At 71.7% G+C, this 18428-nt stretch carries 14 protein-coding genes; 10 read left to right on the plus strand and 4 right to left on the minus strand.

Going from position 1 to position 18428, the window contains the following annotated elements:
* The first annotated feature begins 162 nt into the window (after positions 1-162).
* A complete protein-coding gene (locus RM779_RS22920; protein ID WP_311619630.1) occupies positions 163-1614 on the plus strand; it encodes a class I SAM-dependent methyltransferase in 1452 nt (483 codons plus the stop codon).
* Positions 1615-1766: 152 nt separating this feature from the next.
* On the opposite strand, the gene RM779_RS22925 is transcribed toward RM779_RS22920, so the two are convergent.
* From RM779_RS22925 to RM779_RS22935, 3 genes are all read right to left on the minus strand, one after another.
* Positions 1767-2726, minus strand: coding sequence for a CU044_5270 family protein (locus RM779_RS22925; protein WP_311619631.1), 960 nt, complete (start codon positions 2724-2726; stop codon positions 1767-1769).
* Positions 2723-3334, minus strand: a complete 612-nt coding sequence (locus tag RM779_RS22930) for an RNA polymerase sigma factor (protein ID WP_311619632.1) — start codon at positions 3332-3334, stop codon at positions 2723-2725. Before RM779_RS22930 ends, RM779_RS22925 begins: the two co-directional genes overlap by 4 nt.
* Positions 3335-4275: 941 nt before the next feature.
* Positions 4276-4791 carry a lytic polysaccharide monooxygenase auxiliary activity family 9 protein gene (locus RM779_RS22935; RefSeq protein WP_311619633.1) on the minus strand — a complete coding sequence of 172 codons (516 nt, stop codon included), beginning with the start codon at positions 4789-4791 and terminating at the stop codon, positions 4276-4278.
* Positions 4792-5179: 388 nt separating this feature from the next.
* On the opposite strand from RM779_RS22935, the gene RM779_RS22940 reads away from it, so the two are divergent.
* Genes RM779_RS22940 through RM779_RS22955 form a run of 4 tightly spaced genes read left to right on the plus strand, consistent with a single transcriptional unit; the run spans position 5180 to position 11541 of the window.
* Entirely contained in the window at positions 5180-6223 is a 1044-nt protein-coding gene (locus RM779_RS22940) for a macro domain-containing protein (protein ID WP_311619634.1), read from the plus strand.
* The gene (locus RM779_RS22945) at positions 6220-6867 is read left to right on the plus strand and encodes a hypothetical protein (protein WP_311619635.1); all 648 of its coding nucleotides are present in this window, start codon (positions 6220-6222) and stop codon (positions 6865-6867) included. Before RM779_RS22940 ends, RM779_RS22945 begins: the two co-directional genes overlap by 4 nt.
* Positions 6868-6871: 4 nt before the next feature.
* Positions 6872-7540 (plus strand): RES family NAD+ phosphorylase, encoded by a 669-nt coding sequence (locus RM779_RS22950; protein WP_311619636.1) that lies wholly within the window; start codon positions 6872-6874, stop codon positions 7538-7540.
* Entirely contained in the window at positions 7537-11541 is a 4005-nt protein-coding gene (locus tag RM779_RS22955) for a CHAT domain-containing protein (protein ID WP_311619637.1), read from the plus strand. The genes RM779_RS22950 and RM779_RS22955 overlap by 4 nt, the downstream gene beginning before the upstream one ends.
* Here the strand turns inward: RM779_RS22955 and RM779_RS22960 are convergent, their stop codons facing one another.
* Positions 11542-13479 carry a caspase family protein gene (locus tag RM779_RS22960; RefSeq protein WP_311619638.1) on the minus strand — a complete coding sequence of 646 codons (1938 nt, stop codon included), beginning with the start codon at positions 13477-13479 and terminating at the stop codon, positions 11542-11544. It lies immediately after the preceding gene.
* Between the two features lie 352 nt (positions 13480-13831).
* On the opposite strand from RM779_RS22960, the gene RM779_RS22965 reads away from it, so the two are divergent.
* From RM779_RS22965 to RM779_RS22985, 5 genes are all read left to right on the plus strand, one after another.
* Positions 13832-14203 (plus strand): hypothetical protein, encoded by a 372-nt coding sequence (locus tag RM779_RS22965; RefSeq protein ID WP_311619639.1) that lies wholly within the window; start codon positions 13832-13834, stop codon positions 14201-14203.
* Complete coding sequence (locus RM779_RS22970; protein ID WP_311619640.1) at positions 14196-15971, plus strand: hypothetical protein; 1776 nt, start codon at positions 14196-14198, stop codon at positions 15969-15971. Before RM779_RS22965 ends, RM779_RS22970 begins: the two co-directional genes overlap by 8 nt.
* Positions 15968-16150, plus strand: coding sequence for a hypothetical protein (locus RM779_RS22975; RefSeq protein WP_311619641.1), 183 nt, complete (start codon positions 15968-15970; stop codon positions 16148-16150). The genes RM779_RS22970 and RM779_RS22975 overlap by 4 nt, the downstream gene beginning before the upstream one ends.
* Positions 16147-16713 carry a hypothetical protein gene (locus RM779_RS22980; protein WP_311619642.1) on the plus strand — a complete coding sequence of 189 codons (567 nt, stop codon included), beginning with the start codon at positions 16147-16149 and terminating at the stop codon, positions 16711-16713. Before RM779_RS22975 ends, RM779_RS22980 begins: the two co-directional genes overlap by 4 nt.
* 65 nt (positions 16714-16778) lie before the next feature.
* Positions 16779-18347 carry an AAA family ATPase gene (locus RM779_RS22985; protein ID WP_311619643.1) on the plus strand — a complete coding sequence of 523 codons (1569 nt, stop codon included), beginning with the start codon at positions 16779-16781 and terminating at the stop codon, positions 18345-18347.
* Positions 18348-18428 lie beyond the last annotated feature (81 nt).

Here is an 18428-nt window from a genome sequence, read left to right on the forward strand (position 1 = left end):
GGGATCGATACCTCTCTCGGCGTCCACGGAGGCATCCTCGGCCTCATGCTGAACGTTGCTATCCGCGTCACCGAAAAGGCTATGCGCCCATCCATGTGAGTCCTCACGACATCAAGATCGCTACCTGTCGACTCGCCTCGTTCGCGCGGGAAAGGTGAATTCATGGAAGACGGCAACGCGGGGAATGACGCGGTAAGCGAGTTGATCACCGCGATCGTCGAAATATGCTCCGATGTGCTACAGAAGTCCGAGATCGGCGCCAATGACAATTTTACCGATCTCCGTATCGGTGCGCAGCGGGCATTGCGTATCGTCACGCTGACCAATCAATGGCTCGGTGCGCAACTCACTCTGCGGCAATTCTTCCTGAGTAGGACGCCTGCTCGGCTGGCCCGGGCTCTGCATGAACAAGGCGTGCACCCGCCAGTTGGCGGCACCTTTACTCAGCGGAAAAGCGGAGATGAGGATCGCCGTGCCAGCGGGTACTGGGAGACCTTCTGGGACAGCACATACCGATTTTCCGGGTTTCAGCAGGTGGGTGGCTTCAATACGGCTGGCTGGTACGACAAGCGGGCGTTGCGGGCAATGCCTGAATCACACATGCGCGAATGGGTGCAATCCACCGTGGCGCGCTTGCTCTCGTTGAACCCGAGAAGAATATTCGAAATCGGCTGCGGCGTGGGCCTGATCATGTCCCAGATGCTGGAGCATTGCGAGAGGTACGTTGGATCGGACCTCTCGGGAGAGGCCGTGAGGCGCCTCAGGGAATCCTTGGCCTCGAATCCTCAATCGGATCGAATAGATGTTTTCAGGGCAGATGCAAGGGGTGCGGTCAATCGAATGGATAGAGGCTATGACTTGGTTCTCTTGAATTCGGTGATCCAATATTTTCCGGACATGGAATACCTCAGTGAGGTGTTGGCCGGATTGATGAAGGGCGTGGAGTCGAGTGGTTCCATATTTATTGGCGACATATTGAACCGGGACCTGCATCATGCGATGCACGTGACGCACGTCGCGGAACAGTTCCCTGGTACCGCGCCAGTAAGTCAGATACTCAAGGCCGTGGGTCAGTCGCTCGCCGGTGACACGCCACTTCTCGTCAGTCCAGGTGAACTTCTTCGAACTGTCGGTCAGATTTCTCCTGACTGGGACTGTCATGCTCTTGTGCGCCGCGGTTGTGAACCCACTGAGATGAATCGTTTTCGCTATGATGCTGTGCTCTCACAGGCACGGCTGTGCAGAGCAGCGCTCGGGGACCCTCCTTCGACAGTGACATGGCCCCGATCTCATCCGTTCGACAGTGCGGAGGATGTTCTGTCGTCCATGCTGCATGCCCATGGTGGGCGTATGATCATTCGGTCCGTGCCGGATGCGCGGAGTTACGCTGCGGTGGAGCTTTCGAGGTCATTGGAGGCTGTGCCGGCCGATGCCACATTGGCGCATGCTCGGAGTGGCATAGCCTCGGTAATGGGAATGGACCCTGAAATGGCGTGGGAAGTGGGACACCGATTGGGGTATGGCGTGGCAGTGGCTCCTGATCGGCAACCGGGGTACGTGAATGCCGCCTTCTGGCGCGGAAGCGGTGATTGGGATGCGGCGTCGTTGCTGTGAGGGCAGCCCCGGTTCATCGGCTGGGGATTTCGAGGTTTCCGCTCGTCATGTGCGACGGAGCGGCGGAGGCGAGCGGGGGCCGTTTTCTACGGGCCGTGGCGTAGACCGTGCCCTTGATGATCCGCCGGCCCCCGCCGCCGAGCCGCCAAGTGCTACGGACGTTCGCCGTCCTCGTCCACCACGACGCGTTCCAGAACGGCCATGGTGTGCAGGACCTGGCCGGCCTCAATGGTGTCGGTGGCCTGGGTCGCGACGCTGCGGGAGCCGATGAACTCCAGCGTGTCCTTGTCGAACATCAGCTCGTCGCGCACCCCCGGGTTGTAGGAGTCGTAGCGGGCGACGGCGATGGCATCCCGGCCGGCCGCGTCCACTGCGTGCGGGACCACCAGCACATCCGGAATCCGCGAGAGGGCGCCGAAAAGCGCGGCGCCGACGTCGGACGGCATCAGTGGTGCGCGGAGGAGGTCACCGGCGAGCACGAAGGCGTCCTGGTCGTAGTTCCGTCCCTCGGTCTCCACGTCCTGGTGGGAGCGCAGCCACTCCAGCATCGCGTCGGGGTCCGTGGGCAGCGTCTGGAGGTGGTCGTAGCCGGTGTTCCGCTCGTACCCCGTCTGGCCGGCGGGGATGTCCGTGCCGCCGACGGTCAGCCACTCCTCGCTCTCGACCGGCTCCGGGAGCTCGGTTTCGATGTCGTCGCCCACCGGCGCGGTGGCCACCAGGCTGCGGATGTACACGTACTGGTCCTCGCGGATGTCCTCGGCAGCCGGGGTCTCGGCCGCCGCCGCCGCCACCTGGGTCAGCAGCTCGGCGGCGCTGCCCTCGGTGTCCGCGTTCACGTTGGGGGCGAAGAAGTACGTCGCCTCGCCGTCCCTGCCGACCGGCCGTTCGGAATCGTCCGAACTCCACGACGTGATCCCCGCGGTCACGGCGATCGCCAGCGCGCCCGCGGCGACCGGGACGGCGATCGCAGGGCGCAGCCGCCACCGGCGGCGGGACGAGGCTTCCTCCCGCACGGGGTCCTGCTCGATTTCCTGCATCAGGTGCTCCTTGAGCTGTCGGTGACGGCCCGGCGGGAGCTCCCTCTCGGGGAGAGACGGAAGTGCGTTCATCATTTTCCCTCCTGGGCGGGCCTGACCGCTGGTACGCGGCTGTCTCTCACCTGTCCTGAGCGGCGGCGCGGTTCCAGATCTCGTGTCGCGGCCGCGAGCTTCTTCCGGGCGCGGGACAGCCGGGAACGGACGGTGCCGACGGGGATGCCGAGCGCCTGGGCGGCTGCCGCGTAGTCCAATTCGGCCCACACGCAGAGCGCGAGGACTTCCCGTTCGTTGCGCCGCAGACTGTCGAGGGCGAGCCGGACGACGGCCAGCAGCTCGGCGTCGTCGATCCGGCCCGCCACCTCGTCCGCGAAGTCCCGCACGGCCTCGGCGGGCGGCAGCCGTGTCAGCGCCGCGGCGTGACGTCGGGTGGCGCGGCGGGTGTTGCGGACCGTGTTCGTGGCGATCCCGAGCAACCAGGGGCGCAGCGATCCGCCCTCGGCGTCGACGCGCCCGCGCAGCCGCCAGGCTTCGAGGAACGTCAGCGAGACGATGTCCTCGGCGGTCGACCAGTCCCCCGTCAGGCGGAACGCGTGGTTGTAAACGGAGCGTGCGTACGCGTCGAACAGCTGCCCGAAGGCGTCCCCGTCGCCGTCGCGTATGCGCGCCCGAAGTGTCGTCTCCATACTCCGAGCCCTGTCCGGGCCGCCGGGGCCGGTTCCCATGACTCACATCACATGAGGCGTTCCCTCGTGGCGAGTGTGCGTCACTGCTCGGGCAGTATCCCGCCCTTGAGCGGGATCAGAATCATCCGGAAGCGGAATGGGTCGGCGAGCGGCTGCTCCTGGCGGAGGGCGGCGACGGTGACCCGCGGACGGCCATGGCGTTCCGCCGAGGCGGGAGCCGCGTCCGCGCCGACGCGGGTGGCTTCCGGCTTTCGGATGCTTCGCAGCTCGCGGAGAAGCCAGTGCCGCGGTCGCGCGGACGGTCCGCCCCGCCGCAGGTCCCCGCCGCCGGCCCCCGCCGCATGTGGGGCAGCACCCGTACGCCGTGGTGGAAGGCCGGATACGCGCAGCCAGGGCGCGACAGGTCTGCGCAACTCGCCCTCCGCCTCCCGGAAGGCCGATCGCGGCTGACGCTCGCCGCGAACCTCGCTGCCGCCCTCGACGTGTGGCTATGGCTCCTGTCCCCGCACGGCAACGACGATCCGGCCGAGGCCGATACCGGACGCCATTCGCTTGCGCCTTCGCCACCTGCCCGTACGCTTCGCCGCCTACGCCCACCGCCGCTTCTTGCGGATCGATGCGACCCGGGCCTGGGCGAAGGCGTTCCCCGTCGGTCGGCCGCGGACTGCCGCGGCGGGCGGGAGGGGGAGCCTTCGGCGGCATCGGTGCGGAGGATGAGATCAGTGCCGATGCCGCCGGAGGTTCTCGTGTTCTCGGGGAGGCCCCGCTGCCACTGTCCTGGCGGACGGCCGGCCACCCGCCAGGCCGCGGAACGCCTCCAGGGCACTCCCGTACCACCGGCACGGGAGTGCCGTGTCGCCGCATTGCCCGAACTCCGGCTCCGGAACGTCAGCCTCGTGCGTGGACGAACCCCTGGCCGCAGTGCGGCTCGCCGGAGTGTGTCAGCGGATGTTGACGTCGATGCAGGCGTAGAAGGCGTTGGCGGTATCCGCGATGTTCCAGATGGCGAGGACCTTCTGGTCGCCGCGGATGTTGCCGAAGTCGACGTTGTGGGTCACGGTCGTGCCCGGGACGGCGCCTCCGTCATCGAACTCGGCGACCAGGGTGTCGCCGACGAAGTACTGCCAGGTGCTGGTTCGGTGCTGCACCGACAGCGTCCAGCTGAAGGTGGTGGAGGCGCCGACGCTGTGGCGCTGCCAGCCCTTGCTGTCGTCGTTCAGTTCGGCGAAGCGGGCCACGCCACCGTGGCAGTTGCGCTGGCCCTTCGGGCCCTCCACGCTCTGCGGCTCCCACTGGATGTCGCCGCAGGGGACGACGCGGGCGGCACACTGGGCCTGCCGGCTCGCCGGTGAGTTGATGTAACCGTGGGCGCTCGCCGTGGAGGCGGGGAGGCTCACTGCGATGAGTGGGGCGATGGCGGCGCCGAGCACGGCGGCCAGTCGTGTTTTCCTGTGCATGACAACTCCTGGTGCCGCCCGTGTGGATGGCGCCGAGCTGGAGGTCCGGCGCGATCCGCGGCGGCGAGAGGGGGGATCGGGGGGGTTGCGGAGGTGGTGGGCCGCGCAGTCCATCAACGCGGAGGCTGTCAACGGCCTTCACTCTCCGCTAGGTCTAGACCATGCCAGCCGGGGCCCTTATACGGCAATAAGTCGGCTCAAGATTTTTGCCGCGCCGAGCGAGCCGAGCGGGATGCGGCCCACCGCGCTCCGGTGCGGGCGCCGGCCAGGGGCCGACCAGGGTCCGGCCAGATGACGCCCGGAGTTCGCCCACCGCATGTGCTGTCATGGCAGGGGAGAACGGCACGATGCTTGTCGTGCCGGAACGCACGGTGACATGCTGATCAGCATGTCCGCCGCACTGCCCGACTACGAGTCAATTCTCGGCGAGGTGAGGGCGATCCGCAGGTTCGGCTTGCCGCGGCTGCGACAGCTCGCGGTGCCGTCGCTTGCCGCGGCGGCCGGTCACCGCGATGTCGAACGACTGCTCCGCGCCTGTGTGGCGCGTCTCGATCCCGGAACGCTGCGCGAGGCGGCCGAGTACAGCCTTGGCCTCGCGATGGGCACCCGGGACTGGCCGGCCGCCGACCGGCGGAGGCGGGCGGCCGAGTTGTACGGGGTGAGCGTCGAGCGGTTCCGTAAGCACCAGGAGGTGCTGATCCTCGGCCAGGTCGCCGAGGAGGCGGTCCGGATCGCGGGCGAACCGGAAGCCGTCTCGCTCGGTGACGCGGCGCCCGTTCGTGCCGTGCCGCACCGGACGCTTCGCGTCGCGGTGGGTCGGCGAGCCCTGCCGGTCGTCGTGCATGCCCACCCGGTGGACCTCCTGCGTGACGTCGACGTGGTGGTGGCCCCGGCCAATGTCTTCTTCGCGCTGCCCGAGCCCTACAAGTCGTCGATCTCGGCGTCGTTGCGGCGGGCCGGCGCAGCGCGCGATGTCGGTGGCGGGATGGTCGAGGACCGGATTCACGACGAGTTGCAGGGCTGGCTGACCAGGCATCGGCTCCAGGGCCGGCCGGCCCTGCCCGGCACCGTGGTCCCCACCGGTTCGGGTGCCCTGGCGGCGCAGGGGGTGCGCCGCATCTACCACGCCGCGGTCGCGGTGCCGCGGGCCGGGACCAACGACTACGACGTGCTGCCGGCGGATGTGACACGAGCGGTCAGCCGTTCCTTCGCGGTGCTCCGCGGCGAGTCCGGGGAGTTCGACCCGCCCCTGCGCTCCATCTGCCTGCCGCTGCTGGGCTCCGGTCGCGGCGGCCTGTCGTACGAGGTGAGCTTCACGGCTGTGTGGGCCGCGGTGGAGGCCGAGATCGCACGTGGCGCCGACTGGGACGTCCATTGGGTGGTGCGCGACCCGTCGCGTGGGGATCTGATCGAACGGCTGCTGGCCGCGTGAACCCGTTCGGTGTTCTCGCCGCGGCCGCCGCCGACTGGGACGGCATTCGGGCCCGCGTTGCCGAGGATGGTGAACTCCGGCTCCTGCTCGACGAGATGCGGGTCGCACCGCCAGGCTCCGACCGCCGAGTCCTGGCCGCCGAGTCGGCGGCAGGTGCGCTGGCACGCCTGCTGCCCGAGCGGTTCGCCGAGGCCGCCGCCGGCCGCTGGACCGGTCCGACCACCGAAGTCTCGGTCCTGGGCTTCACCGCGACCGATCTGGCAGCCCTGTTACTCGACGGCCACGGGATGGCCGGTCCGGTACTCGGCCCGGTTCGCGACCGGCTGCTCGCCGCCGCCGCGGTGACCGCCGACGAGCTACGGCGCCGAGGTGGCGACCCGGCTGCCCCGGGGCTGCTGAGACTGCCGGGCCCCGGCGGCGAACCCCGGTGGCCTGCCTTTCAGTTCGCGGCGGACGGCACCCCTTGGCCCGAGGTCGTCGAGGTGAACGAGGTGCTGGACGCGGTCCGTGACCCCTGGGGCGTGGCGGACTGGTGGTTCTCGCCGAACGCCTGGCTGGCGGGCGCGGTCCCGGCTCACGTGGTCGGTACGGGATCTCCGGGTCTGCTGCCGGCCACCGCCCGCTACCTGGGGGAGGGAGACTGATCGCATGGGGAGGTTCCCGCCGCCGTCAGTCCTGCCGGGCGTGCCGCGCCGGCATGTACTCGCGGCCGGCACACGTCTCTTCCGGGTTCACTCGGCGGCGCGCGCCGCTGCCGCGTTCAATCCCGTGCCGGCCCATTGCCTCTACGGCGGGGGCCGGTTCGACGCGACGCGCTGCGACGCGTACGGATACCTGTACGCCGGGCTCACGGTCGAGGCCGCGATCTGCGAGACGCTGCTGCGGTCCATGCCGTTCGACGCGTCCGGTGGCCCGCGGCTCCTGCCGCACGCTGCCGTGCGCGGACGGCGGGTCTCAGTGCTCCGCCTTGCCCGGGAGGTACGGCTGGTGCCGCTGGTGTCCGGGCGCGACCTGGCCGCGGTGGGCCAGGACTCCTGGCTGGTGCAGGCGGAGGCCGCCGACTACCCCTACACCAGGGACTGGGGGCACTGGATCAGGGCCGGCGCCGGGGCCGACGTCCAGGGCTTCCTCTGGCCGTCGAAGCGTGAGCCGGCCGACCGGGCGCTGATCCTGTTCGCCGACCGCTGCCCGGACGGCACGCTCCAGGACGCCGACGTACCGCCGGTGGACCTGGACCGGCGGGACGGCGTCGCCTGGCTGAACACCGTCCTGGAGGGCTACCTGGCCGCCGTGGCCCCGGGGGGCGACGCCGGGTGAACGGCACCGGGCCCGCCGGACCCGCCTGGACCTCGCTCGGCGGGGGGCACCTGGACCGGTACGAACGCCACGGTGCCGAGCCGGATCTGCGCCGGGCCGAGGACGCACTGGCCCGCGCCGTGGCCTCGGCGGGGACAGCGGGGGAACGTGGCGACGCGATGATCCTGCTCGGCCGGGCCCTCGCCCATCGCTACGACGTGGGCCAGGACCCCGAGCATCTTCGGCGTGCGCACGAGACGCTGGTGGCCGGGCTGCGCGAGTTGGAAGGTCTCGACGGCTTCGCGGAGCAGGCCCGTTCCGGTCGGCTGCGACTGGCGTTCGTCGCCGCCCACCGCCAGTCGGCCGAGGAGGACGAGGACCGCCGGGCCGCACTGACCGAGGCGGCGCTGCCTTCCCTGGAGCGGGCATTGGCCGACCAGCGGGATCGGGACGACCCGGAGGGCGCGGCCGTCGTTGCCCAACTCCACGCTCATCTCGCCGACCTGTGCTACGAGCGAGGCTGCCGCACCGGGGACTCGGCCGACCTCCTCGACGCGGCCGGGCACTTCCGCGCGCTGCTCGACGCCCGGCTGCCGGGGGCCGACGCGCCGACACAGCGGTATCTGCTCGCGCGGTCGTTGATGCTGCACGCCCTCGTCACCACGGAGGGGGAGCACCTGGCGGCGGCACGGCATGAGTTCGACCTGGTGCTGGAGGACGCGGCCGCCGAGGGCGAGGAGCCGTGGTGGGTCCCGGATGCCAGGGTTCGGCGTGCCTACCTGCGGGCGGGCCAGGGGCTGCGGCATCGGGACGCGCGGCAGCTGGCGCTCGCCGTGACCGAGGTCGAGCAACTGCTGGCCGAGGACAACGCGTTGCTGGACATCCCCGCCGTCTATCTGGAGCTGTTCGCTCACCTGCTGTACGAACGCGCCGCGGCCGACGATGACGAGGCCGGGCGCGAGCGGGCGCTCCGCCTGCTGCGGCACGTGGTGGACAGCTGGGACGTCTCGCGGGACGGCACCACCGTCTGGAAGCCCGCGGCCCTGCTCACCGCCCTCCAGCAGCAGCGGTACCTGGGCGACCGGGACCCGGCGAGGCTCGACGACGTGGTGGCCGGCGCCGAACGGGCGATGACCTGCACGGATCTGGACCCGGACATGTCGAACACCTGCCGGGCGGCTCTGCTGTGGGCGCGGCAGGAACAGGTCGGGCTCGGCCTGATCTCCAAGGACGCCTTCGAGGCCGCCGCGCAGGGCGAGGCGATGGCGACGATGCGCGCGTTCATGGACATGTTCTCCGAAGGGCGGGCGTTCTTCGACTTCAGCGAGCAGGACGAGCACGGCGCCACGGGCACCGATCTGGCGTACGACGGCGGGCGCACGGCCGCGATGTTCGACCGGATGTACGCGCACTGGGCCGCACACGAGGGCGAGGAGGGCTACGCCGACTCGGCGGTCTACCTACTCGGCGTTCTCTTCCGCTTCGACTCCAAGGGCGGACACGTCTCCGAGGAGCGGCGGCGGGCGTTGATCGGCGCCGCCGTGGGAGCCACGGGCAAGGACGACGCCTGGCGGGCACGGGCGCACCTCGCGGCGGGAGCCGCGAGGTTCAGCGAGGGGATCACGGGTGGCGCCTATCCGCTCGACGAGGTACGTCACCACCTCGACCGTGCTCGCGAACTGGGCGCGTCGGGGCCGGACCTCCTTCTCCTCGAAATGCAGGAGGCGACGCAGCGCGGCCGGCTGTTCGGCGGCCGCGACGACCTCGAAGCGGGGCTCAGGGCGGCTGACGAACTGTTCGCCGCCGGGGAGCTCAACCCCTATCTGAACCGCTTGGTGACCGCCGAGGCCGCGGTGATGGCGGGCGGTGCCGCGGTCCGGCGCGGCGACCTGCCCGCGGTGGACCGGGCTGTCGGCCGTCTGGCCGAGGTGGTCGCGGAGCTGGCCGAGGACGATCCCTCGCGCGTGGACCTGTGGGTGGCGCTGGAGAACCTGGCCCTGGAACGCGAGGGCCTGGCCCGAGCGCTCGGTGAGCCGTCCGAGCCATCGCCTGCGGACCGCAGGAGCGAGGCCGAGGTGCGGCGGGGGGCCGCCATGTTCCCCCGTGGCCACCGCAGCTGGGTGCTCGGCGCCACCGGCATCGTCCGCTCGGCTCGCGCGCTGGCGCGCGAGGACGCGGACGGGTTGACCGATGCGTGCGGGCTGCTGGAAGAGGCCATCGAACTTGCCGGTGACAACGCCGACGCCTGGCTCCGCTACACGGGCGCCCTCGGCGTGAACTACTGCGCGCTGGCCGATCTTGAGCCGTCGTCGTCCCGCCGCGCCGAGCGGCTGACCCGGGCCATCGCCTTGTTGGAAGAAGCGGCCCGGGCGGCCGCGGGCCCGGCCCATCCCGCGTGGGCGAGCGCCAGTGCGGCACTCGGCAGCGCCTACCGCGCCCGGGATGCCGACGGCGACCGGTCCAGGGGGCGTCGCGCGGGGCTGGGCGGGCTGCGCGGCCTGACCTGGTCGACCCTGCTCCAGGCGGGCACCGAGCATGCGGCAGACGTCGCCCGCGAGGCCACCGCGGGCGCTCTCCAAGTGGCGGCCTGGTGCCTGGCCGACGGTGTGCCCGCGGAAGCCGTCCGGGCGCTCGACGCCTGCCGCGGTCTGGTCCTCCACTCGGCGCTGACCTCGGCCTCCGTGCCCGAGTCGCTGGAGGCCGCGGGCCGCACCGACCTGGTCCGCGAGTGGCGCGACGCCGGTGCGAGCACCGCGGGACCCGGCAGCGATCTCCGGCGCCGGGTGTTCGAAGTGCTCACCGGAGACGGCGGGGAGCCGTCCACGCGGCAGGCGCTGCTCGACCCGCCGGAGCCCGAGGAGATCGCCCGTGCCCTCAGGGCCACCGGAGCCGACGCGCTCGTCTACCTGATGCCTGCCACGGCCGACGGCGGGGGCGCCGCCGTCATCGTCACCGCGCACGCCCGGGTCGGTTCGATGCCGCTGCCGCGGCTGAGCGAACAGGCCGCGCCGCTGCGCGCCTACGGGCCCGCGGGTGGGGGCGCCCGCGACTTGGGGCCGCTGACCGCAGCGCCGCCAGGACCTACGCTGCGGCGGCAGCTCGATCGCCTGTGCTCCTGGGCTTGGTACGCGGCCATGGACCCCCTGCTCGACGCACTCGCGCCGGAGGTGGCGGGCGGCCGTCCGCCGAAGCTCGTGCTGGTACCGATGGGCGCGTTGAGCGTCGTGCCCTGGCACGCGGCGTGGGGTCCGGCGGGCGAAGGCGGTCGTCGTTACGCGGTCGAAGCGGCCGAGATCTCCTACGCGGCGTCGGCCCGGCTGCTGTGCGAGGTGGCGGCCCGGGCCCCGGCGCCGCCGGGCGACGCCGCGCTGATCGTCGGCAACCCGACCGGTGACCTGCGGCACGCGGGCGAGGAAGCGGACGCGGTACAGCGCGTGCTCTATCCGGCGGGACGTTTTCTCGGCCGAAGGGCCGGCGGCGCCTCGGCCGGGCCCGGCACCCCCGCCGAGGTGCTGGCCTGGCTGCGCGGCGCCGGAAGCGCGGGCGCCGTGCTCCACCTCGCCTGCCACGGAACGGTGACGGAACGCGCCCGTCGCAGCGCCCACCTGTCGCTCGACGGCGGTGAGCTGGCCGCCGAAGAGCTGACCGAGGCGCACGGTGCCGGTCCCGCCGGCGTCGGTCTGGTCGTCCTCGCCGCCTGCCGCAGCCACGTATCCGGGCGTGGCCACAACGAGGCGTACAGCCTGTCGACCGCGTTCCTGGTCGCGGGGGCCCGTTCGGTGGTGGGCTCCCTGTGGCCGGTACCGGACGACGCCACCTCGGTGCTGATGTTCATGACCCATTGGTTCCTGCGCCGGGAGGGTGAGCCCCCGGGCCGAGCGCTGCGCCGGGCGCAGCTGTGGATGCTGGACCCGGCCCGGGAGATCCCGCAGACCATGCCCGCCGCGCTCGCCGCGCGGGCCCGCGCCGGCGACACGCACGACCTCACGGCGTGGGCCGGCTTCACCCACCTCGGCTGGTGATCAGGGCACGACTGTGCGGAGCGACAGGGTGTACGTCGTCCACTCGCCGGGGCCACGCCTGTCGGGAGCCGGCCCGAGGTCGCGGTCGTCGCGGTCGGGGGACGTGAGCCGGAGCAGCCCGTCCGCGCCGGTGCCTGCCGCCGCCCGGTGGGTCTCGGCATCCGGGTCCAGGGCGTCGAGATGGAAGGGAACGGTGTTCAGCTCACCTTCCGCCGTGACGAGCTTCAACCAGTCGCGGACGGCGGCTCCCGGCCGCGGCGCGCGTCCGGGCGGCAGGGACAGCTGCACCGGGTCTCCGTCGAGCGCGTAACCTGTGCGTCCCGGTCCGATGAAGTCGCCGGGGAAGAGCACCGAGTGACTGCGGTAGCTGTCGGTGAGGTTGAACAGCGCGCACCAGAGGGTGCGGTGCGACCGGTTGTGCAGTTGTACCGAGAGGCGCGGAGCCCGCCAGCCGGTCGCCGTTCTGGTGTAGGCACACACCAGCTCGCGCGAGCCGTCACCGGGATACAACGACTCCTCGCCGCCGTCCGGCGGGAGGACCTCGACGCGGACCGGTGAACCGAGCACGGCGGCCGGGTTCTCCAGGTCGCGGATCTGATGCCAGCGCGCCAAGTGGACCAGGCACGCGGCGACCCGGCGGGCATCCGCCGGCCCGCCGAGGGGCAGAGGTGCCACGAACGCACTGCCGTCGCGGCGCAGAATCCCGACGCGCCCGGCGGCTGCCCTGAGACGGATCAGCAGCAGCCCGGCCGCCGGGTCCGCCGGCGTCGCCCGGCGCAGCAGAGGAGACGGGCCGCCGTCGGGGCCCGCCGTGCGCAGCGCATCATCGAGCAGCCCGGCGGGGCCTGGCCCTTCCGCCTCCACGGTGACCGCGGCCGGCGGCAGTTCGAGGGCTGACAGCGTGACCGGGTACGTGCGCTCCGGGTCAGGCACCCAGCCGGTCGCTCGTACCAGGGTGCGGTCCTGCCGGACCGAGGCCGCTCGTACGGTCCGGGGGACCTCGGCCGGGGAACGGCCGGTCACGGTGAACTCCGTGCCGGCCGGCGAACCTGGCCGGGCGCCCGGCCGCAGTCCGTGCACGCCCCCGCAATCCACCTCCCAGCCCTCCCGCCCGAACCGCAGCAGGTGCGGAGCCGGGGGGCCGGCCGCGGCGGCACCCAGAAACGGCCGATCGGCGGGGCCGCCCGGGTGGTGGGGGTAGAGCACCGGGTGCTGCGCGTCGGTCGCGATCTGCACCCGGGCGTGCGCGGCGGCCAGCACCTCGCGACAGGTGGCCGTTCGATGGGCGTCGGAACCGAGCACTCCGAGCAGAGCATGCGTGAACAGGCCGTGGGTCCTGCCGCCCACCAGGTCCTCGCGGGCGAGTTGGTCGAGGCGGCTTGCCGCGAGCAGCACGTGGCGCGGCTGACCAGGGGCCGGGTGCGGGCCGTCCGCAGGGGCGTCGCGCCGCACCGCCCAGCCGGGTGGCGGCGGCAGGAAGCGCGCAGCGAGCCGGCCCCCGCGCGTCCCACCGCCCGCATAGCAGCAGTCGAGGACGGCGACGGTGTGCCCGCCGGCGGCGGCCACCTCGTTCAGCAGCGCGCCGAGTTGCCGATCGACTAGGGGCCGGTCGGCGCAGGCAAGCGCCTGGTACCAGCCGGTGGCCTCCTTTCGCACGTCTTCGGGCAACTCCACGGGAAACCGGGTGCCGTGCCCGGAGAACCAGAACAAGGCGCTGTCGCCCGTCCGGCATCGGCCCAGGTGGCGCGTGATTCCGTCGGTGACCGCCGCCACCGTGGCCTCGCCGTCGCGCAGCACCCTCAGCCGCAAGCGGTCGCCGGTCCGCCGCCTCAGCCAGCCCTCGACGGCCGCGACGTCGTTGAGGCAGCCGCGCAGCGACTGTTCGCCGTGCGCCGAGTAGTCGTCTATGCCGACGAGGAGGGCATACACCGTGCTCATGGCCGCAAGTCTGACAGTCCGGCAGGGCAGGGTCCGGGCCGGTGCCGGTCGGTCGGCGGGCGGATTCCGGGTGCCCTCGGGGCATCTTCGACCGATGGCTCCCGGAGGTGGCCGCCGCTGCCTATGCTGGGCGCGATGAGGAGCTGACGCTTCATCAGGAAGCGTCGTCGGTGAACCGTCCGGGGGCGGTGGGGGATTCATGGCGCACACGGAAGGACCACGCCGGGTCGTGCGGCCGACCGGCACGGGGGGGCCGGCCACGCCGGAGGCGCCGACGACGGGGAGGCGGTGGGGCTCTCCCACGCGGGCGGCCGAGGCCGGCCGCCCGCGCGGGGGCGGCATCCGCCGGGCCGTGGAACGCCTGGACGCCGGCCTGGACGAGGCGGCACGGACGGAGCTCATCGACTGGCTGCGCGCCGAGTACGCCACGTCGCACGGTGGCGCGCCGCTCGGCTCCGTCGCCGTCTGCCGGCTGGGGCCGCCCCACGTGGACCACATCCTCGACCTGTCGCGGAGCATCGTCCATCACTACGCACCGGCCGAGCCGATGCCCGAACCCTTCGCACGGGCCCGGATGCTCGTGCGCACCGGCGCCTATGCGTGGGTCGAGGTATTCGACGACGGGCACCTGCTGCCGGTGCACGCGGACGGCGAGGTGGTCGAGATGCGACGCGGCTCCGCAGGGCCGAGCGGGATCACACGCGCATGGGGGATCGATGACTGACGTGGACCATGTCCTGCGCGCCCAGGTGCGCCACATCAACGACTTGGTGCTGCGCCTGGGCGAGCACGTCACCGTCGTTTCGGGGCAGGTGTCCGCGGTGGACGCCAGGCAGGCCCAGACCCAGGACGCACTTCGGCGACTGCGCGAGGACTTCCTCACCTTCGTGCAGGAGACGCAGCGCGCGAACAACGTGCAGCGGGCCGAAACCCGGATCGGCGTCATCAAGGATGAGCTGGAGCACGAGTTCGGGCATCACAAGACCGTGCGCCGAACCGCGGTCGGTATTCTCCAGGCGTTCGACATCGGCCTCGTCTCGGAGCAGACCGTCCGCGCGATCAGCGAGGACCTGATGCTCCGAACCCCGCGCTACTGGCTGGCGCCGGTGCTGGTCGCGCTGGCCTCCTGGGCGTCCGACGAGGAGGACCTGTGCGGGCGCGCGGTGGGCGAGGCGTTCCGGCGGTCGCCGGGGCGCACCTCGCTGTTCTTCGCGCTGGTGCTGCGCCGCCAGGGACGGACGGATGTCGCGGTCCGGTGGTTGCGGCACTTCCTGAACGTTCAGGACCCGAACCGTCTCGGCCGTGAGTTCGCCGTCATCCTGGAATCCGCCGCTCAGGGGGCGTTCGGCGGCGCGGGCAAGGAGCTGGTGCGCAGACGGCTGACCAGTTGGCGGGGGCGGATGCTCACCGACGGGGCGGCGGCGGGCAGGCAGATCGGCCGGTGGCGCGCGGAGGTCGAGTCGCTGCGCACGCCGAGCGCCGACGCCGAGTTCCCGCGCCTCGCCGCCTTGTCCCCGGACTGGCCCGCGCTGGACGCCGTGCTGAGCAGTGCGAGGGCGCACGAGCGGTTGGTGGAGAAGTACCGGACCATAATGGAACGGGAGCCGCTTCCCGAGGACCGGATCGAGGATGCCGTCGACGACATCCTCGACCGGTTGGTGTCCACACATGACGCTGACGAGCTGCCACTCTTCCGTGACCTGGCGTTGAACGAGGCGATCGTCGCGGCGGGCGGCGACCTGGCCCACGCACGTTCCGCGGCCGACCGGGACGCGGCGGCGCTGGAGGAGACTCTCGACTACCTGACCCTCCAGACCACATCGGCGCTGACCCCGGACAGCATCGGTGTCTCGTCCGCCACTCAGCGGATGGCAGTCGCCGCATGTCGGCCCTTCCTCTCCCAGGCCCACGACGAGTTCGGCCTCGCCTACCGCGGCTCCATCCCGGCCGACGTCCGGGTCACCTTCGGCTCCTCCCACACCATCGGCGCGCGGACGTTCGACCTGCCGGCCTGGAGCGGGTCGTTCGCCCGGCCGCTGGAGGAGCTCCAGGCCGACCTGGGTGCCCACTGGGATGCACACGGCCGGCCGTTCGTCCAATCGCTGGGGTACCAATGGCAGGGCACGGCGGCGGCATTGGCGGGCACGGTGCTGGCGATCCTGTTCGTGGCCGGTCGCATCGACCTCGGATTCGCGGTGGTCACCGCGGTCGTCGTCGGCGCCGTCTGGGGTCTGGTGCTCCGGATACGCTTCCGGCGGGCCGCACAGGCACAGCGGCTGGCAAGGGAACACCTGGAGCAGGCCAAGCAGGTGTCGCTGCGGCAGCTCGCCGAGGCGGCGGCAGAGCTCACCGACTGGCACACCGCCTTCCGGAGCGCGGAGACGTTCAGCAGCGAAGCCAGAAAGTTCATCGCCGGCCTGTCGGCCGCCGGTCAGGCACCGGCACCGTTCGACAGCCGCACCGTCACCCCGCCGTCAGGAGCCGTTCGATGACCTCGCCCACCCCGCGTCGCCCCGCTGCCGAGGACCCTTGGGCCGCCGGGGCGCCGCCCGCCGACAAGGCGGAACGCCTCACCAGTCGGCTGCGACGCGTCGTCGAGGATCTGCCCGCGTGGTCCCCCGAGCCGCCGGGCGAGATCCTCGTCCGCCGTCCGGGAACGGATGACGCGTGAACCGGCTGTGGGGGAGCGGCGGGGCGTACCAGGCGTGGGCCGACCACCTGGAACGGTGGGCGCGTGGCGAACAGCCCGCCCCCGGGCAACTGCCCGCGCTCGCCCCCGCCGACTTCTCGGCCGAGACCTGGCAGCGGCTCGCGGCCCGGCTCACGGCGGCACTCTCGGCCGGACTACAGACCTGGGCGGATGCGTTGACCGCGGCCGTGAGCGCGGATAACGACGACGAGTTCGCCGTCGGCCGGGCCCTGGCCCAGGCCCGCCACGGGCTGCGCGGTATCCGGGCCCTGGCCGGGCATCCGGGGCTGCCCGGCGATATGCGGGCGCGGCTCATCCAGCTGGTCGACGGCCAGGTAGCGAAGGCACAGCAGGACTTGGAACGTATGGTGAGGCGCGATGCGGCCGCGGCGACGGACCCCCACCGGATCGAGGCCAGGTTGAGAACCCTGCGGGACAACTCGCTCACCGCCGTGCTCGCCGAGGACGCCGGGCGGCAGCCCGACGCGGCCGGCTGGGACTACGACCCGGCGGCGCCGCCGCGCCGCAGAGTGGTACGCCCCTGACCCGCCCGCGGGCCCGCCCCCCTCCTCATGCCGGACACCACACGTGACGCAGAACGAAGGCCGCGATGACGAACTACGCCGAGAGCCGGCGCGACCTGGACAGCTTCCTCAACGCGCGGGTGCCGGTGATCGGCGTGCGCACCATCGAGCAGCAGCGGGGGCTCCGCCTGGTGCGTGAGGCGGCCACTGACAGCCGCCGCTCCGCGATGCCCTTCTGGATCTACACCAGGGCCACCGGCCTGCGCGACCTGCGGTCCAACGCGACGGTGCAGGACGACCGATCGCTGACCGGGGCCATGGAGTTCGCGGCGGCGCAGTTCACCAGCCGCCAGCAGGCCACCTTGATCCTGGTCGATCCGGACGATCTCGACCACGACACCCAGTTCACGCGGCACATCGCGGAGTTGGCACGCCTCGCCGACGCCAACGCGGGCAGTATCGTGCTGATCACGGACAAGCCGATCTGGAGCGGCCTCCAGCGGCTCGGCATGAGCATTCAGCTCGACCTGCCGGACGCGGAGGAGATGTACGGCACGCTCGGCAGCTTCCTCGACGACCACGAGGGCGTCGTTCCCATCGAGTGGGACGAGCAGGACCGGCGCCGCGCCGCGGAGTTCCTGCGGGGTGTGACCGAGGCGGAGGCGATCAACCTCATCGCCACCATCGTCTCCAAGGGCTCGGTGGACAAGAGCGACGTTCTCACCGTGGCCCGCCACAAGGACCGCATCTTCAGCGATCTGGCCGGTCTCGAACGCATCAACCTGGAGGGGAACGACCACCAGGTCGGCGGGCTCGCCAACCTCAGGACGTGGCTGGGCAGGAAGCACGACCTGATGCACGCCGACCTGCGCGGCACCGGGCTCCGCCCGCCGCGCGGAGTGCTGCTCGTCGGCGTGCCCGGCTGCGGCAAGTCGCTGTCGGCCAAGGCCATCGCCACGGAATGGCAACTGCCGCTCTACCGACTCGACATGGCCAGCATCCACGGCAAGTTCCTCGGCGAGTCGGAAGGACGCATGCGCGAGGCCCTGAACACTGCCGACCGGGTGGCGCCGTGCATCTTGTGGATCGACGAGATCGAGAAGGGCCTGGCAGGTCGCGACGACCTCACCGGCGTCAGTCAGCGGGTCATCGGCCACTTCCTCTTCTGGCTTCAGGAGTCCACGTCCCGGGCGTTCGTCGTGGCCACCGCGAACGAGGTGCGCAGCCTGCCGCCCGAACTGCTGCGCAAAGGCAGGTTCGACGAGCTGTTCTTCGTCGACCTGCCGGAAGAGCAGGAACGTGCGGAGATCATCGAGCTGTACTACCGCCGCTACGTCAAAGCCGATCCCGACCCCGAGCAGTTGGCCCGGCTGGTCGACCTGTCCGAGGGGTTCGCCGGCGCGGACATCGAGTCGGCGCTGCACGAGGTCGGCGCCGAGGTCCTGCTCGGCGGTGGCGCCGAGCGGCTGCGCCCCTCGTTCGTGGAGGACACCTTCGCCAATACGCCGCCGCTCAGCCGCACCAATCCCGAGCGCATCGAGGAGATCCGCTCGTGGGGCCGCGATCGCGCCGTTCCGGCCGGTCGTTCCCGTGGCCTCGCCGCGGCGGGCGCCGCGCCGCCCACCACTCGCCGTGTGGTCCGCTGGGCCGAATGACCGGCCGCTCGCGTCGTGCCGCTCGCCGAGCGGCCACTGGCTTTCGAGGTGGTCGACGGCACGCCCGTTCGTCGATGTGCT

The sequence above is a fragment of the Streptomyces johnsoniae genome (assembly GCF_031845565.1).
Lineage (GTDB): Bacteria > Actinomycetota > Actinomycetes > Streptomycetales > Streptomycetaceae > Streptomyces > Streptomyces johnsoniae.

What these genes read in the sequence shown, in the direction of transcription:
- RM779_RS22920 (WP_311619630.1), top strand. Translation starts at nt 163, where the DNA reads ATGGAAGACGGCAACGCGGGGAATGACGCGGTAAGCGAGTTGATCACC.
- RM779_RS22925 (WP_311619631.1), bottom strand. Translation starts at nt 2,726, where the DNA reads ATGATGAACGCACTTCCGTCTCTCCCCGAGAGGGAGCTCCCGCCGGGC.
- RM779_RS22930 (WP_311619632.1), bottom strand. Translation starts at nt 3,334, where the DNA reads ATGGAGACGACACTTCGGGCGCGCATACGCGACGGCGACGGGGACGCC.
- RM779_RS22935 (WP_311619633.1), bottom strand. Translation starts at nt 4,791, where the DNA reads ATGCACAGGAAAACACGACTGGCCGCCGTGCTCGGCGCCGCCATCGCC.
- RM779_RS22940 (WP_311619634.1), top strand. Translation starts at nt 5,180, where the DNA reads ATGTCCGCCGCACTGCCCGACTACGAGTCAATTCTCGGCGAGGTGAGG.
- RM779_RS22950 (WP_311619636.1), top strand. Translation starts at nt 6,872, where the DNA reads ATGGGGAGGTTCCCGCCGCCGTCAGTCCTGCCGGGCGTGCCGCGCCGG.
- RM779_RS22960 (WP_311619638.1), bottom strand. Translation starts at nt 13,479, where the DNA reads ATGAGCACGGTGTATGCCCTCCTCGTCGGCATAGACGACTACTCGGCG.
- RM779_RS22970 (WP_311619640.1), top strand. Translation starts at nt 14,196, where the DNA reads ATGACTGACGTGGACCATGTCCTGCGCGCCCAGGTGCGCCACATCAAC.
- RM779_RS22975 (WP_311619641.1), top strand. Translation starts at nt 15,968, where the DNA reads ATGACCTCGCCCACCCCGCGTCGCCCCGCTGCCGAGGACCCTTGGGCC.
- RM779_RS22985 (WP_311619643.1), top strand. Translation starts at nt 16,779, where the DNA reads ATGACGAACTACGCCGAGAGCCGGCGCGACCTGGACAGCTTCCTCAAC.